This window comes from Streptomyces sp. NPDC032940 (assembly GCF_040636935.1).
Classification (GTDB): Bacteria; Actinomycetota; Actinomycetes; order Streptomycetales; family Streptomycetaceae; genus Streptomyces.
Map to the genome: position 1 here is coordinate 201,787 of NZ_JBEZVJ010000005.1, position 13,801 is coordinate 215,587.

General features: G+C 72.8%; 12 protein-coding genes. 5 read left to right on the forward strand and 7 right to left on the reverse strand.

The genetic code is table 11. The features are described from left to right. Together AB0E77_RS09495 and AB0E77_RS09500 are read right to left on the reverse strand one after the other, a co-directional pair. A partial coding sequence (locus AB0E77_RS09495) for an acyltransferase domain-containing protein (RefSeq protein WP_361567933.1) occupies positions 1-1,588 on the reverse strand: 1,588 nt, incomplete at its 3' end. Between the two features lie 113 nt (positions 1,589-1,701). Continuing rightward, complete coding sequence (locus AB0E77_RS09500; RefSeq protein WP_361567935.1) at positions 1,702-3,069, reverse strand: NAD(P)/FAD-dependent oxidoreductase; 1,368 nt, start codon at positions 3,067-3,069, stop codon at positions 1,702-1,704. A gap of 373 nt (positions 3,070-3,442) precedes the next feature. Between AB0E77_RS09500 and AB0E77_RS09505 the strand changes: the two genes are divergently transcribed. The 3 genes from AB0E77_RS09505 (at position 3,443) to AB0E77_RS09515 (ending at position 5,998) form a co-directional block, all read left to right on the forward strand. Next, positions 3,443-3,934, forward strand: a complete 492-nt coding sequence (locus tag AB0E77_RS09505; protein ID WP_361567938.1) for an FABP family protein — start codon at positions 3,443-3,445, stop codon at positions 3,932-3,934. 12 nt (positions 3,935-3,946) lie between these two features. Continuing rightward, positions 3,947-4,675 carry a 4'-phosphopantetheinyl transferase superfamily protein gene (locus AB0E77_RS09510; protein ID WP_361567940.1) on the forward strand — a complete coding sequence of 243 codons (729 nt, stop codon included), beginning with the start codon at positions 3,947-3,949 and terminating at the stop codon, positions 4,673-4,675. Between the two features lie 546 nt (positions 4,676-5,221). Then, positions 5,222-5,998 carry an IclR family transcriptional regulator C-terminal domain-containing protein gene (locus tag AB0E77_RS09515; RefSeq protein ID WP_361567943.1) on the forward strand — a complete coding sequence of 259 codons (777 nt, stop codon included), beginning with the start codon at positions 5,222-5,224 and terminating at the stop codon, positions 5,996-5,998. Positions 5,999-6,079: 81 nt separating this feature from the next. Here AB0E77_RS09515 and AB0E77_RS09520 read toward each other — a convergent pair whose 3' ends face one another. Next, positions 6,080-7,312, reverse strand: a complete 1,233-nt coding sequence (locus tag AB0E77_RS09520) for an MFS transporter (RefSeq protein WP_361567946.1) — start codon at positions 7,310-7,312, stop codon at positions 6,080-6,082. 127 nt (positions 7,313-7,439) lie between these two features. Between AB0E77_RS09520 and AB0E77_RS09525 the strand changes: the two genes are divergently transcribed. After that, positions 7,440-8,045 carry an ABATE domain-containing protein gene (locus tag AB0E77_RS09525; RefSeq protein WP_361567948.1) on the forward strand — a complete coding sequence of 202 codons (606 nt, stop codon included), beginning with the start codon at positions 7,440-7,442 and terminating at the stop codon, positions 8,043-8,045. 57 nt (positions 8,046-8,102) lie between these two features. On the opposite strand, the gene AB0E77_RS09530 is transcribed toward AB0E77_RS09525, so the two are convergent. The 3 genes from AB0E77_RS09530 to AB0E77_RS09540 form a co-directional block, all read right to left on the reverse strand. Beyond that, entirely contained in the window at positions 8,103-8,753 is a 651-nt protein-coding gene (locus tag AB0E77_RS09530; protein ID WP_361567950.1) for an Imm52 family immunity protein, read from the reverse strand. 46 nt (positions 8,754-8,799) lie between these two features. Then, positions 8,800-11,202, reverse strand: coding sequence for an MFS transporter (locus AB0E77_RS09535; RefSeq protein WP_361567953.1), 2,403 nt, complete (start codon positions 11,200-11,202; stop codon positions 8,800-8,802). A gap of 149 nt (positions 11,203-11,351) precedes the next feature. After that, positions 11,352-11,795 carry an SRPBCC family protein gene (locus tag AB0E77_RS09540; RefSeq protein ID WP_361567955.1) on the reverse strand — a complete coding sequence of 148 codons (444 nt, stop codon included), beginning with the start codon at positions 11,793-11,795 and terminating at the stop codon, positions 11,352-11,354. A 160-nt stretch (positions 11,796-11,955) separates the two neighbouring features. Between AB0E77_RS09540 and AB0E77_RS09545 the strand changes: the two genes are divergently transcribed. Beyond that, positions 11,956-12,996 (forward strand): Rv2578c family radical SAM protein, encoded by a 1,041-nt coding sequence (locus AB0E77_RS09545; RefSeq protein ID WP_361567957.1) that lies wholly within the window; start codon positions 11,956-11,958, stop codon positions 12,994-12,996. A gap of 9 nt (positions 12,997-13,005) precedes the next feature. On the opposite strand, the gene AB0E77_RS09550 is transcribed toward AB0E77_RS09545, so the two are convergent. Further along, on the reverse strand, positions 13,006-13,689 hold the full coding sequence (locus AB0E77_RS09550; protein ID WP_361568240.1) for a DNA alkylation repair protein: 684 nt from the start codon (positions 13,687-13,689) through the stop codon (positions 13,006-13,008). Positions 13,690-13,801 lie beyond the last annotated feature (112 nt).

The following is a 13,801-nucleotide window of genomic DNA, read 5'->3' on the forward strand; positions in this document are numbered from 1 at the left end:
CGAACACCTCGTCCCGCCCCGGCACACCCGCCACCGCCCCACCCGAGGGCACACCGGCGTCCGCGACCGTCCCGGAGGTCTCGGAGGTCTCCGCGCCCGGGGCGCCGAGTTCGTGGTGGATGAGGTCGGCGATCTTGTCGAGGGTCTCGTAATCGGCCAGCCGGAAGTCCGCACCCCGCGGCGGCAGCCCGAAGTGCTCCGACGCCCGCGACAACAGCTCCACCTGCTTCACCGAGTCCACCCCCAGCTCCGCCTCCAGCAGCACACCCGGCGTGAACACCTCCTCCGGATACTCCAACGCCCCCGCGTACAGCCCCCGCACCGTCACGAACACCTCGTCCCGCCCCGGCACACCCGCCACCGCCCCACCCGAGGGCACACCGGCGTCCGCGACCGTCCCGGAGGTCTCGGAGGTCTCCGCGCTCGCGGCCGCGGCGTCCTCCTTCGGCGCGGTGAGGAAGTCCGACAGCCGCCGGTTGACCAGCGTGGTGATCTCGTGGCCGGTCGTGGTCCAGAAGGTGGAGAACTCGGCGGAGCTCAGCTCGGGCGCCAGGTACTGCCGCAGGGACTCCAGTCCGTCGTCGGCGGCCAGGCCCGCCCGTCGCAGCTCGGCCAGGGTGTCGGGCAGCCGCAGGGTGTTGCCCCGGCCCACGGACAGCGTGGCCAGCGCGGTGACGTCGTCCGGGCCGTGCAGGATCTTGGGCACCAGCGAGGTGAGGGCGGCGCGCCCGCCGGCCTCCACGAAGGTGCGCGCACCGCGCTCGTGGAGGTGTGCGATCGCCGAGGAGAACCGGACGGGCAGCGTGAAGTGGTCGGCGAGCCGGTCGCCGAGGCTCTCGTCCTGGTCGTAGAAGCGCTGCAGGACCGGGGAGTACACGGGCACGCTCAGCGGGCCGCGCGGCAGGTCGCGTACGGCGGCGGCGAAGTCGGGCGCCACGGAGGCCAGCGCCGGGTTGTGGAAGGCGAACGGGGCTTCCAGTTCGACGCAGCCGATCCCGAGCTGCCCGGCGATGGCCTTGACCTGGCCGATGGCCTCGCGGGGGCCGCTCAGCACGGTCTGGGCGTCGTGGTTCTCGGTGGCGACGGCGATGCGGTCGTTCTCCACCAGCCCGATCAGGTGCCGGGTGCGGCCGGGTGAGGCGGCGAGGGCGACCATGACTCCGGTGCCCCCGTCCCGACCGGCGATGGCGGCGGTGCGGCGCAGCACGATCCGGGCGCCGTCCTCTACGGAGTAACCGCCCGCGGCCACCAGCGCGGTGATCTCGCCGAGGCTGTGGCCGACGAGGACGGACGGCCGTACGCCGTGCTCGGTCAGCACGCGGTGGGCGGCCAGGCCGGCCCCGTAGACGGCGAGCTGGGACAGCCAGGGCTCGTCGGCCGGCAGCTCGCCCAGCTCCACCGGTGTGGCGCGGAACAGGGCCGTGGACAGGTCCCGGCCGTGGAGCTGCCGGGCGACCGTGTCGATCTGTGCGAAGACGGCCCGCACCTGCGGGTAGCCGTCGGCCGCTCGGCTGAGCGCGGCACCGTCGAAGCCGCCCTGGCCGGGGAAGAGAAGGACGGGGCCGGCAGTCTGCTGCGTACCGGTCATGGTGGGAATCCTCCAGAACGAGGTGTCACGGGGTGCCCCGGGCGCCGCGCCACGGCGTCGTCGCCAGTGGGTGCCGTCGGGGCGGGGAAGGGCCGGGTGGTACGGGGCGCGGCTCAGGCGGCCTTGCTGCGCAGGAGGAGCTCGCCCATCAGGCCGAGCCGGGAGGCCAGCATCCGGTCGGCGAGTCGTGCCGTGGCCTCGGGCCGGCCGGGGACGGCGTGCAGCAGCCAGCGCAGCATGCGGATGTTCCGGGGCAGTCCGCCCTCTTCGTCGAGGAAGTCGAACAGCTCGCGGAAGGTGCGCCGGGAGTAGAACTCGGCCGGCGGGACGACCGTGGCGAACAGGCCGATCATGCCGCGCGCGTGCCAGGGGCTGCGGCTCATGGCCTCGATGAGCGCCCGCTCCTCGGGCGTGTGGTCGAGGATGCGCGCGAAGTCCCGGGTGTAGTCGTAGTGGTCCCGGACGAGCGCGTCCCGGGCGCGGGCGTACGCCGCCAGCTCCGCGTCCATGCCGGGGCCGCCGGACAGGCCCCGGTGCACGGCGTCCGCGAGGAGTTCGGCGCCGAGCACGGCGTGGGTGATGCCGGACGCGGTGATCGGGTCCCTGGTCGCGGAGGCGTCGCCGACGAGGGCCCAGCCCGGGCCGTGCGGTGTGCGCAGGAAGTTGGGGACGGAGCCGGTGAGCCAGCGACCGGCCCGCCGGCCCTCCCGGACCTCCTCGGCGAACTCCGGGTCGGCGTCGGCCAGGGCGGCGACGACCGTCCGGTCGGTCGCCTCGTCGCTGCCGGGCGAGGGGAAGTCCGCGGCGGGCCAGGCCACTCCGACGATGGACAGCCCGTCGTGGGTCGGCCAGGTGAAGGGGTGGCGGCGGTTCCCGCGGTAGGTGCGGACGAGGGAGGGCCGGGCGGGCCCCTCCCAGTACGTCCACAGGCTCTTGCTCAGCACCGGTTCGGCGAGGTACTGCTCGGCGCCGGCCAGCCGGGCCACCTTGGAGTTCTTGCCGTCGGCGCCGATGACGACGGTCGCCTTCTCCTGCCAGCGGCCCGTCCCCTTGCCGGTGCCCGCGACCCCGGCCACGGTGCCGTCGGCGTCGCGCAGCAGCTCCTGGACGGAGGTCTCCTCGCGCACCTCGGCACCGGCGTCGGCCGCACAGCGCACCAGGGCCTCGTCCAGCTTGACGCGGGGTGGCGACAGCGCGTAGTCCACGTCCTCGACGGCGGGCAGCGGGGCCTCCAGCCGCACCGGGCCGCTCTCCAGGCGGTAGCGGCCGATCCGCGGGATCGTGGGGTCGCCCAGCCGGTCCAGGACGCCCCAGCGGTGGAGCCGCTGGACGCCCGGCGGGTGGATGAGATTCGTGGATGACGACGTCGGGCTGGGAAATCGCGCCCGGTCGATCAGCAGCACCCGGTGGCCGAGCCGCGCCAGCAGCATGGCCGTGGATGCGCCGGATATTCGCGCGCCTACAACAATGGCGTCGTACACGAAAGTCCCCCGTCCGCCGACGAATATCTCCGGATGAAGATCCGGCGCCAGCAGCGTAACAACACGCCCCGACCATTCGTCAATGACTTTATTGACCGGCCCGCCATCTGCACATTCTCATTCTCCGAGAAACCCCGCCGGCTTTCTCGACGGCCGAGAAAATTCCCCGGCCACGGCGAACTCCCCGGTTTCTCATGTGCCGAGAAAAGGGGCGGCTATTGCAGAAATCTTGCACGCTTCCCGCTACTGTGCGTCCGGTACCACTGATTCCGGGCACAGCCGATTCCAGTACTGCCGGGTACGGGCCGACACAGCGGAGTGAGCAGAGTTGGACAGCGCGCAGATCCCTTTCCCTGACAGCCAGGTCGCGGGCGTGGGCCCGCAGCCGCATCCGTGGATCACGCCCGCCCTCGCCCTGCTGGGCACCTGGCGCGGCTCCGGCAGCGGTGGCTACGGCACCCTGGACTCCGGCTTCACGTACGAGCAGCAGATCACCTTCAGCCACGACGGGCGGCCCTTCCTGCGGTACGAGGCGTGCGCCTGGCTGACCGACGCCGAGGGCCGGCCGCTGAAGCCGTCGGGGCGTGAGACCGGCTGGTGGCGGATCGGCGGCGACGGCTACGTCGAGGCGGTGGTCGCCCATCCGCTGGGGATCGTGACGACCTATGCCGGCCGGATCTCGGGCGACGAGATCGAGCTGGCGTCGCGGGACATGGCCGTCACGCCGCTGGCGAAGGAGGTCACCGCCTCCCGGCGCCGGCTCACCCTCCACGGGGACGAGCTGTCGGTCGTACAGGAGGTGGAGGCGGTCGGGCAGCCCCTCCAGCAGCACCTGTCGGCCCGTCTGCGGCGCCTGCCCGTCTGACGGGACGGACGCGTGGACCTGTGGTGGTGGCGGCCCGGCACGCCGGTGCCCGAGGGCTTCGCCGAGCTGCTCGACGCGCCCGAGCGGGCGCGGGCGGACGCCTACCGCTTCCCGGCGCTCGGCGTCCGGTTCGTCTGGGCGCGGGCCCTGGCCAAGCGGATCGTGGCCGCCGGCGCCGGGGTGCACGCCCGGGACGTCCGGCTGACCCGCGAGCCCTGTCCCGGCTGCGGTGACCCCGGGCACGGCCCGCCGGTGGCCGAGGTCGCGGACGGCACGGTGCACCTCAGCCTCTCGCACAGCGAGGGCCGTTCGGCCCTGCTCGTGTCGCCGCGTCATCCGGTGGGCCTCGACATCGAGCGGGTGCGGCCGATGCCCGTGGACGTCCTCGCGCCGACGACGCTCAGCGGTGCCGAACGGGCCCACGTCCTCGACGAGCCGCCGGGCCCGCGCCGCTCGCTCGCGTATCTGCGCTGCTGGACACGGAAGGAAGCCGTCCTGAAGGCCGTGGGCACGGGGGTCGTGGGCGACCTGACCGAGCTGGACGTGCGGCCCTGGCGACGGACGGCGCGCGTGACGCACGGCACGGGCCGGCGCGCGGGCGAGTGGCAGGTGAGCGATCTCAGGCCGGTCCCCGGCCTCGTGGCGGCGGTGGCACGGCCCGCCGACGGCGCGGACGAGCCCGTGACGGTGCGCCGGGCCGAGGCGGCGCTCGCCGGTCCGGCCGGCCCCATGGCCGGATGACGTGCCCTCGCACACCGGACGGACCCGCCCATTCAGCCTGCCGTGCCACCGCATTCGGCGGTCCAGACCTGACCGGAGTAGCCGAATGGCAAATTCCAGCCGAATCCGTTAGAGAGTGAGTCCCATCACATCCGGACCCGTCGGCTCCCCTGTACCGTCCCAACGAACGCGCCTGACTCGCGTGTCGGATACGGGGACCGTCCACCCACCCGCACGGCGAAGTGGTTGAACGCAGAAGAATACGGGGGCTGTGACATGCAATTCGCGCCATCGGCGACTCACCCGACAGCACCGGCACCGGACAGACCTCGGCGTTTTTCGCCACGACGCACAAGAAATCGTCACTGACACCGCTCAGCGACTTCGATGCCCGCCGGCCGCGGGCACCCGTTCTCCGTGTCGAGAGGTCCTATCGTGCGCACTGCTGCCGTCCATCAGTCCGGAAACACCCGGACCCACTTTTCCGCATCCCGACAGAATCCGAACCCACTCAAGAACCCGCCCTCCGACGCCTCGCACGCCGCCGGGACGAGCCACGCCGAGCGCGTGTTCCGCGTGCAGCACGCCTTCACCCAGCTGGGCGGGGAGGTGCACGGCCTGGCTGAACTGGCCCGCGCCTGCCGCCTGGACGACTCCACCGTGTACCGGATACTGCGCTCCGGCATCCAGCAGGGCGCGTTCGTCCAGGTCTCCCGGGGCCGGTACCGGCTCGGTCCGGCCGCGGCGCGGCTGGGCACCCAGGCGCTGACGCCCCGGCTGGACCACGACGCCCTCGGCGACTGCCTGGAACAACTGCGCCTGACCGCCGACGGCGGGATGGTCTTCCTGTACGGCCTGACCAATCTCGGCCACCCGCAACGGCACTGCATCGACATGGCCGTGGGCTCGCACGACCTGACCGAACTGGGCATGTCGCCGCGGGAGATCATGCGGGTCAACCGCTCGCTGCGGATCGGCGCCTCGGGCCGGGTGATCCTCGCCCACCTCTCAGACCAGCTGCAACACCGGGTGCTGGCGGAGCAGTTGCCCGCGGCCGTCGGTCCGGGGGTGTACCGGGACCGCGGCCAACTACTCGCCTCCCTGACGGAGATCCGGGCCAAGGGGTACGCGATCGGTTTCCAGGAGTGCGCACGGGGCTGGGACTCGTTCGCCGCTCCCGTGCTCTGGGACGGCACCGTGCTGGGCGCGCTCGTCCTGCTGAAGCCGGCCCACCTCGCCGCGGCCGTCCGTGACCGGTGTGTCCTGGCCGTCAAGTCCGCGACGGCGGAGGTGAGCCGGCTGATGGGGGTGCCGGAGCCGCAGCCGCGTGGCCGGATCGCCTGATCCGACCGTCCTCCGGCTCCCGCAGGGGCTTCGCGTGCCGACGCCGACCGGTCCACGCGAAGCACCTGCGCCGCTGGACGGTCAGCGTGCCGGGACGGCCCGGTCCTCGGCGGGAGCCCCGCCGCTGTCCGCCTCCGCCTGCCGCTGTGCCCGCCGGATCAGCAGATGGCCCGCCTCTCCGATCAGCAGGCCCGCGACCACGATCGCGGCGGAGGGCACACCCAGGTAGCGCATGTCCACGCCCTGGTCGAGGAAGAAGTGGCCGATCACCGGGGCGAGGGAGACACCGGCGTAGTTCGCCGAGGAGCTCAGCGAGATGGACATCTGCGCGACCGCCGGGTTCACCCCGGCGAGCCGGTGCTGGATGGGGACGAGCATCGCCCATCCGCAGGCGCCCCACAGCACCACGGCGACGAAGGCGGTCGCCAGATGCCGGCTGGTCCACGGAGTGGTGACGAACACGGCGACCGCGATGACGCCGGCCGTGTTGATCACGACGCGGCTGCCCAGCTTGTCGGTCAGGCGCCCGGAGGTCATGTTGCCGACGACGGCCGCGATGCCCCAGGCGAACAGCAGCCAGGCGAGCCTGCGGCCGCTGCCGTCGGTGGCCGGGTCGAAGACCTGGCTGACGTAGGTGTAGAGGACGAACAGACCGCTGTAGCCGACCAGGACCAGCAGCAGCGTCAGGGCGATCCTGGCGTCGGTGAGGGGCGACAGCCTCTCCCTCAGCGACACCGCCGGCGGGCTGGGCACGGAGGGCAGGGCCAGGGAGACGGCGATCAGCGCGACGAGACCGACCGCGGCGACGAAGACCATCGTGCCGCGCCAGTCGGTGAACCCGCTGATCGCGGTGCCGAGGGGGGAACCGAGGGCGGTGGCCGCGCTCAGCCCGCCGAACAGGATGGACAGGGCGGTCCCTCGTCGCTCCGGCCCGGCGAGCGAGACGACGACCCCGGCCGCGGTCGGCGTGAACATGGCCCCGCCGAGCGCCGCCATCACCCGGAATCCCATCGCCACCTCGAACGAGGGCGCGAGCCCGGTGCCGAGGTTGCCCGCGATGAACACCAGCAGGCCGCCGATCAGCAGCACCCTGCGCGGCACGCGGGCGGCCACCGCCGCCACGACGGGCGAGAGGACGGCGTAGGACAGCGCATAGGCCGTGATCAGCTCCGCGCTGGTGGGCACGTCGACGTCGAGGTCCTCGGCCACGCTGGGCAGGATGCCGGCGACCACGAAGCTGTCCGTGCCGATGGCGAACATGCCGATGGCCAGCGTGACGAACCGTAAGGTGAGGCCTTTGTCTGTCTTTTCCATAGGGATTCCCATTGTCGACAACGGAAGCCGAAGGCGGCTGGCCTAACGGTTAACTTTCCACTTCACCGTTAGACATCGCCGACCCTATCCCAGCCTCACGGAAACTCTCAAGTGCTAGCGTTAGGTCATGGACGCTGCCGATTCCTCCACCGCGACTCCCCCGCCGCAGACGCCCGGCGAGGACCGCCACGGCGCGCTGGCACTGGTCAACACGGAATTCAGCAGGCCGAGCGGCCCGTACGACGGGCTGCGTGACGCGGAGAGCGCGGCCGCCTGGCTGAGCGGCCGGGGACTGACCCCCTCCGGCGTCCGGATCGACGCCGGGGAACTGGATCAGCTGCTCGAACTGCGGCGCTCGCTCAGGGAGTTGCTGGACGCCCACCTCAGTGGCGCAGCCCCCGGCACGGCCGCCCTGTCCGTCCTCAACGGCGCGCTCGCGGCGGCCCCGGCCGTCCGTGAGGTCCGTTGGGAGGAAGCGGGTCCGGTGGCGGCGGTGCGCCGCCCGGCCGGCGAACCCGTCGGCGCGGCGCTCACCGCGCTGGCCGAGGACGGCGTGGAGCTGCTGACCGGCCCGCCGAGCGGACGTCTGTCCACGTGCGGGGCGCCGGGCTGCACCCGCCTGTTCGTCCGCAATCACGGCGCCCGCCGCTGGTGCTCGGACCGCTGCGGCAACCGCGTCCGCGCCGCCCGCCACTACGACGGCCACCACGCGGCGCGGGACCGCTCGGCCTGACCCGCGCGCGCCCGCTCCGGACCGTCGAAGGCGCCGCCGGCCGGCCGCGGCCGGCCCTCACCACCCCGGGCGGCTCAGCAGGGTCCCGTCCGTGAGCGGCTCGGCCGTCAGGAACGGACGGTCGGCGAGGACCGGCGCCGTGGCGCCCGGCGTCCAGGTCAGGAAGCCGACGGGACGGTTCAGGAAGCCGACGGGGCGGTGCCGGCGCGCCTCGGTCCGGCCGGTGTCCAGCAGGGAGTCGGTGAACGTCGCCCACTCCGGCCGCCACACCTCTGCGACGGCGATGACCAGGTCCCGGACGGTGTCCCGGCCGTAGCGCAGCGCGGTCGCCGGGGCGGGCTCCGGGAAGAAGAGCGCGACGCTGTTCCCGGTGTCGGGCCCGTGCCGGTGGCCGCCGCAGCAGATGCTGAGGGACAGGCTCCGGTCCGCGGAGAGCAGGGCCAGCCGGAAACCGGCGTACGCGGGAGGGTCGCCGTCGTCGCGCCGACACTGCCGCACGAACCGCTCCGCCCGCGCCACGTCGGGCCCCAGGCGCCACGCCTCGGGCGGCACCGTCTCGTCCTCGCCGACCAGGCCGTCCCATGCGGCCAGGTCCGGGTGGAGCGCCGCCAGCCGGGTGAGGAACGCCGCCAGCCGCACCGCGCACTCGGACGCGGACTCCGCCCGGTCGCCCCAGCGGGCCAGCACCCAGCTGAACTCGTGTGTCATCGCCGGGCAGGCTACGTCACGCCCGCGCCGGCGACGGTGGCGGGTGTCAGTCCTGGTGCCCGAGCTGGAGGTCGCGTTCGGTGCGGCCGCCGCCGGCGACCTGGAGCACGGTGGCGACGGGCGGGTAGCCGGCGGCGATGACGGTGTACTCGCCGGACGACAGGTCGACGAAGCGGAACGTGCCGTCGGGGCCCGTGGTCAGCGTGTCGACGACGTTCCCGGCCGCGTCCAGGAGCGTCACCCGCGCGTCCTCCACGGCCCGTCCGCCGCCGGCCCGCACGGTGCCCCGCAGGACGGCACCGCCGGCCAGTTCGACGTCCTGCCGGGTCTCGCGGGCGGCCTGGACGCTGACCGGCAGGGCGGCCGGGCGGAAGGCGGGCGCGCTGGCGGCGAGGGTGTACTCGCCGGCCACCAGCTCGGTGATGACGTAACCGCCCTCACGGGCGCTGCGCGTGGTGGCGACGACCTCGCCGTGGACGTTGGTGAGGGTGACGATCGCGTCCCGCACGGGGCTGCCGTCGGCGGTGACGACGCTGCCGGCCAGGCGTCCTGCGCCGCCGAGGACGACGTCCAGCTCCACCGGGCGCTCGCCGACGGTCACGGAGACGGCCTGCGGCTGGTGGCCGCCGGCCGCGGCGATCAGGACGTACGCCCCGGAGCCGGGCGTGGCCAGCGCGTACCGTCCGTCCTCGCCGCTGGCGCCCCGGCCGATCTGCTGCCCGCCGACGTCGATCAGGGTGAGCGCGGCGCGGGGCACCACGGTGCCGTCGGGATGCTGCACCGTGCCGCAGACGGGGATCCCGGCGGCGTGGGGCGAACGGGCCTGGGGGACGTGGGCAGTGGGCTGCGCGGTCTCGGGCTCGGTGACGGGGGCGTTGTGGGACACCAGGGGTTTCTCCTTGAGGAAGAAGGCGATGAGCAGGCCGAGGACGAGCACCGGCACCAGGTACAGGAAGATGCGCGGCATGGCGTCGGCGTACGCCCGGATGTAGGCGTCGCGCAGCGCCGGGGGCAGGGTGTGGACGAGCTGCGGTGTGATGGCCTCGGCGTCGGGCAGTCCGGCGCCCGCGCCGGCCGGCACCCGGTCGGCCAGGGCGTCGGTGAGCCGGCCGGCGAAGAGGGTGCCGAAGACGGCGGCGCCGACGCTGCCGCCGATCTGCCGGAAGTAGTTGTTGGCGCTGGTGGCGGTGCCGAGGTCGGCGGGGCGCACGGAGTTCTGCACGGCGAGGACCAGGACCGGCATCACCATGCCGATGCCGGCGCCGAGGACGGCCATCCAGACGCTGTAGTGCAGCCGGGGGGTGTCGACGTCGAGGCGGGAGAGCAGCCACATGCCGAGGACGGACAGGACGCCGCCGAGGACCGGGTAGACCCTGTAGCGGCCGGTGCGGCTGATGAGCTGTCCGGAGACGATCGAGGCGCCGACGATGCCTCCCATCATGGGGAGCATCAGCAGGCCGGACTCGGTGGCGGTGGCGCCGTCGACCATCTGGAGGAAGGTCGGCAGATAGCTGGCGGCGCCGAACAGCGCGACGCCGACGACGAGGCCGACGAGCGCGGTGACGTTGAAGACGGAGTCGCGGAACAGCCGCAGCGGGATCAGCGGTTCGGGCGCGAAGCGCTCGGCGACCACGAAGAGCAGCGAGGCCGCGAGGGCACCGCCGGCGAGGCCGAGGATGACCTCGGAGTCCCATTCGTACTCGGTGCCGCCCCAGCTGGTGAGCAGCACCAGGCAGGTGGAGGCGGCGGCGAGCAGCAGGGCGCCGAGGTAGTCCAGGCGGGGCTTGACGCGCGGCCGGGGCAGCTTCAGGACGACGGCGACCACGGCCATGGTGAGCAGACCGAAGGGCACGTTGATGTAGAAGCACCAGCGCCAGGAGAGGTGGTCGGTGAAGTAGCCGCCCAGCAGGGGACCGGCGACCGAGGCGAGTCCGAAGGCGGCGCCGATCAGCCCCATGAACCGGCCGCGCTCCCGGGGCGGCACGATGTCGGCGATGATCGCCTGGACGCCGATCATCAGGCCGCCGGCGCCGACGCCCTGCACCGCGCGGAAGGCGATCAGCTGGTCCATGGTCTGCGCGCGTCCGGCGAGCGCGGAGCCGATGACGAAGACCAGGATGGCGAACTGGAAGACGCCCTTGCGGCCGAAGAGGTCGCCGAGCTTGCCGTAGATCGGCAGTCCGACGGTGGAGGTCAGCAGGTACGCGGTGATCGCCCAGGACATCTTGTCCAGGCCGTGCAGCTCGCCGACGATCTTCGGGAGCGCGGTGGCCACGATCATCTGCTCGAGCGCGGCGAGCAGCAGCGCCAGCATCAGTCCGACGAAGACCAGCCGCACCCGGCGGGGGCTGAGCCCGGCGTCCCGCTCCGGCTCGGGAGCGGGCGCCTCGAGCACCTCCGGGGGCGGCGCGGCGACCGGTTCGTCCTGCACCAGAGTGATCCCGCCCACGTACCGCTCCCCTCGTCGCACCTGCTCACTTTTGCCACCAGAGGCGACAACTACGAGCAAGTGCGACAAGTTACGGCGTACCGCGCGATCAGCCGAGGATCACTCGAACCGGTGAGACCGCCAACACCCCTATTCGAAGGGCGTGTTGGCTACTTCTCCACCTCGGCGGCGAGCTTGGCGAGCACCGCGTCGTAGATCCGGCCGAGGCCCTTGGGGGCGAAGGTCTTCTCGAAGAAGCCGCCGATGCCGCCGGCGCCCTTCCAGGTGCTGGTGACCACGACCCGGGACCTGCCCTCACCGGCCGGGGTGACCCGCCAGGTGGTGACCATGGAGGAGTTGCGGTCCTTCTCGACGAGCTCGCCGTCGCTCGGCTCGCTGACCTCCAGCAGGCAGTCGCGGATGCGCTTGCTGGTGGCCTGGAGCTTCCAGTGCACGAGGGTGCCCTCGCCGTCACCGCCCTCGCGGACCTCGTACTCGCTGAAGTGCTCGGGGAGCAGCTTCTCGCGTGCGCCGCTGTAGTCGGCGAGGGTGTCGAACACCGTCTCCGCGTCCGCGGCGACGATCCGCTCCGTCGTGGCCTCGACCTGCGCCATCGGGTTCCTCTCCAGGGCCTCGTTCTCGGGGTCGGGGCAAGCCAACCACCCCGCCGCCCGGCCTCCAAATCCGGGGGCGTGAAACCGCCCCGCGCGACTCACGCGCACGATCAAGGGAACAGATGTTCTATTCTCTGGGCAGTGCTATCGAGGAGGCGTCATGCGCTGGGAGAACCTCACGGACTCCGACCACGCCCGGGCCGCCGGTCCCGCGCTGTTCGGCGCGGACGCGGTCACCGTCCGCACCGTCGACACACCCGAGTTCCGCGGGATCACCTTCCACGAGGTGCGGGCCCGCTCGATCCTCAACCGGGTGCCGGGCGCCTCGCGGATGCCGTTCGAATGGACGGTGAATCCGTACCGGGGCTGCTCGCACGCGTGCGTGTACTGCTTCGCGCGCAAGACGCACAGCTATCTGGACCTCGACACGGGCCTCGGCTTCGACTCGCAGATCGTCGTCAAGGTGAACGCCCCCGAACTGCTCCGCCGCCAGCTGGCCTCCCCCCGCTGGCAGGGCGAGCACGTGGCGATGGGCACCAACGTCGACTGCTACCAGCGCGCGGAGGGCCGCTACCGCCTGATGCCGGGCATCATCGAGGCCCTCACGGAGCGCGCGAACCCCTTCTCGATCCTCACCAAGGGCACGCTGATCCTGCGCGACCTGGAGCTGCTGACCCGCGCGGCACAGGTGACGGACGTCGGGATCTCGGTCTCGGTCGGCTTCACCGACGCCGGACTGTGGTGCACGGTGGAGCCCGGCACCCCGGCACCGGAACGCCGCCTGGACGTCGTACGGACCCTGACCGAGCACGGCATCGGCTGCGGGGTGCTGATGGCTCCGGTCATCCCCTTCCTCGGCGACGAACCGGCCCAGCTGCGGGCGACCGTACGGGCCGTCGCCGCGGCCGGCGCCACCTCGGTGACGCCCCTGGTGCTGCATCTGCGCCCGGGCGCCCGGGAGTGGTTCATGAGCTGGCTCGGGCAGCACCACCCGCACCTGGTGCGCCGCTACGAACGCCTCTACGCGGAGGGCGCCTACGCTCCGAAGTGGTACCAGCGCCGCATCACCGGCCAGGTGCACGCCCTGGCCCGGGAGTACGGCATCGGCCCGAACCGCCCGGGCATGCCGCGGCGGACCGAACGGAGGGATCCCCCGGCCCCGCCCCCGGCGACGGAGCCGGTCCAGCTGTCGCTCCTGTGACGCGGACGGCTACGAGCCGGCCGGCGCCTCTTCCTGCCGGCGCACCATCTCGGTGATCCAGACGGGAGCGTACGGGGACGTGCAGCCCGGGGGCGTGGGGTAGTCCTTGAGGACCTCCAGGCGTTCGCCGATGCCGAGCGCGCGGCTGCGGTGCTCCGCGTGGTCGATGCCGATGCGGGCCAGGCAGGTGTTCATCGCCCACTGGAGGCGGTCGGGGGCGTCCTTCATCTCCGCCTCGATCGTGTCGAGCAGCTCCGCGAGGTCCAGGCCCTCGGGCTTCTTCGCCACGCGTTCGGCGGTCAGGGCCCAGCCCGCGCTCGCGACCACCGGGTCCGGGTCGGCGGACCAGGCCAGGCGCAGCTCCTCGGCGTGCGGGCTCTTCCTCACGACGTGGTTCACGAGCCAGTCGTGCACCTTGGGCGTGCGCGCCTCGCGCAGCATGGTGTCCAGCTCGTCGCGTCCGAAGGCCTTCGGGCGGCAGATCAGCAGCGCCAGCAGTCGCGCCGCCGAGTCGCCCGTCCCCCAGAGCCGGCACGCGAGGTCCTGCTGCGTCTTCAGCCGCTTGGCGAGCGCGCGCAGGGGGCCGAGCTTCACCCCGTGGTCGTCGCCGTGCCGCTCGTTGACCGCGCGGACCTTCGGCTCCTCGAGCGCGGCCAGCTCGGCCATCACCTCGGCCACCGTCGCCTCGGGCATCTCGCTCTCCTTGTTCCTCACGTGGTTCCTCACGTGCGGGAGCCAGCCTAGCGACCGGCCCGGACCGCTGCCCGGACCGCGTCCACGGCGGGCATTCGAGCGCATCCGGCGG

Excerpts from the sequence above, each read along its gene's own strand:
- AB0E77_RS09540 (WP_361567955.1), bottom strand. The coding sequence starts at position 11,795 with ATGGCGCAGGTCGAGGCCACGACGGAGCGGATCGTCGCCGCGGACGCG.
- AB0E77_RS09545 (WP_361567957.1), top strand. The coding sequence starts at position 11,956 with ATGCGCTGGGAGAACCTCACGGACTCCGACCACGCCCGGGCCGCCGGT.
- AB0E77_RS09530 (WP_361567950.1), bottom strand. The coding sequence starts at position 8,753 with ATGACACACGAGTTCAGCTGGGTGCTGGCCCGCTGGGGCGACCGGGCG.
- AB0E77_RS09520 (WP_361567946.1), bottom strand. The coding sequence starts at position 7,312 with ATGGAAAAGACAGACAAAGGCCTCACCTTACGGTTCGTCACGCTGGCC.
- AB0E77_RS09525 (WP_361567948.1), top strand. The coding sequence starts at position 7,440 with ATGGACGCTGCCGATTCCTCCACCGCGACTCCCCCGCCGCAGACGCCC.
- AB0E77_RS09550 (WP_361568240.1), bottom strand. The coding sequence starts at position 13,689 with ATGCCCGAGGCGACGGTGGCCGAGGTGATGGCCGAGCTGGCCGCGCTC.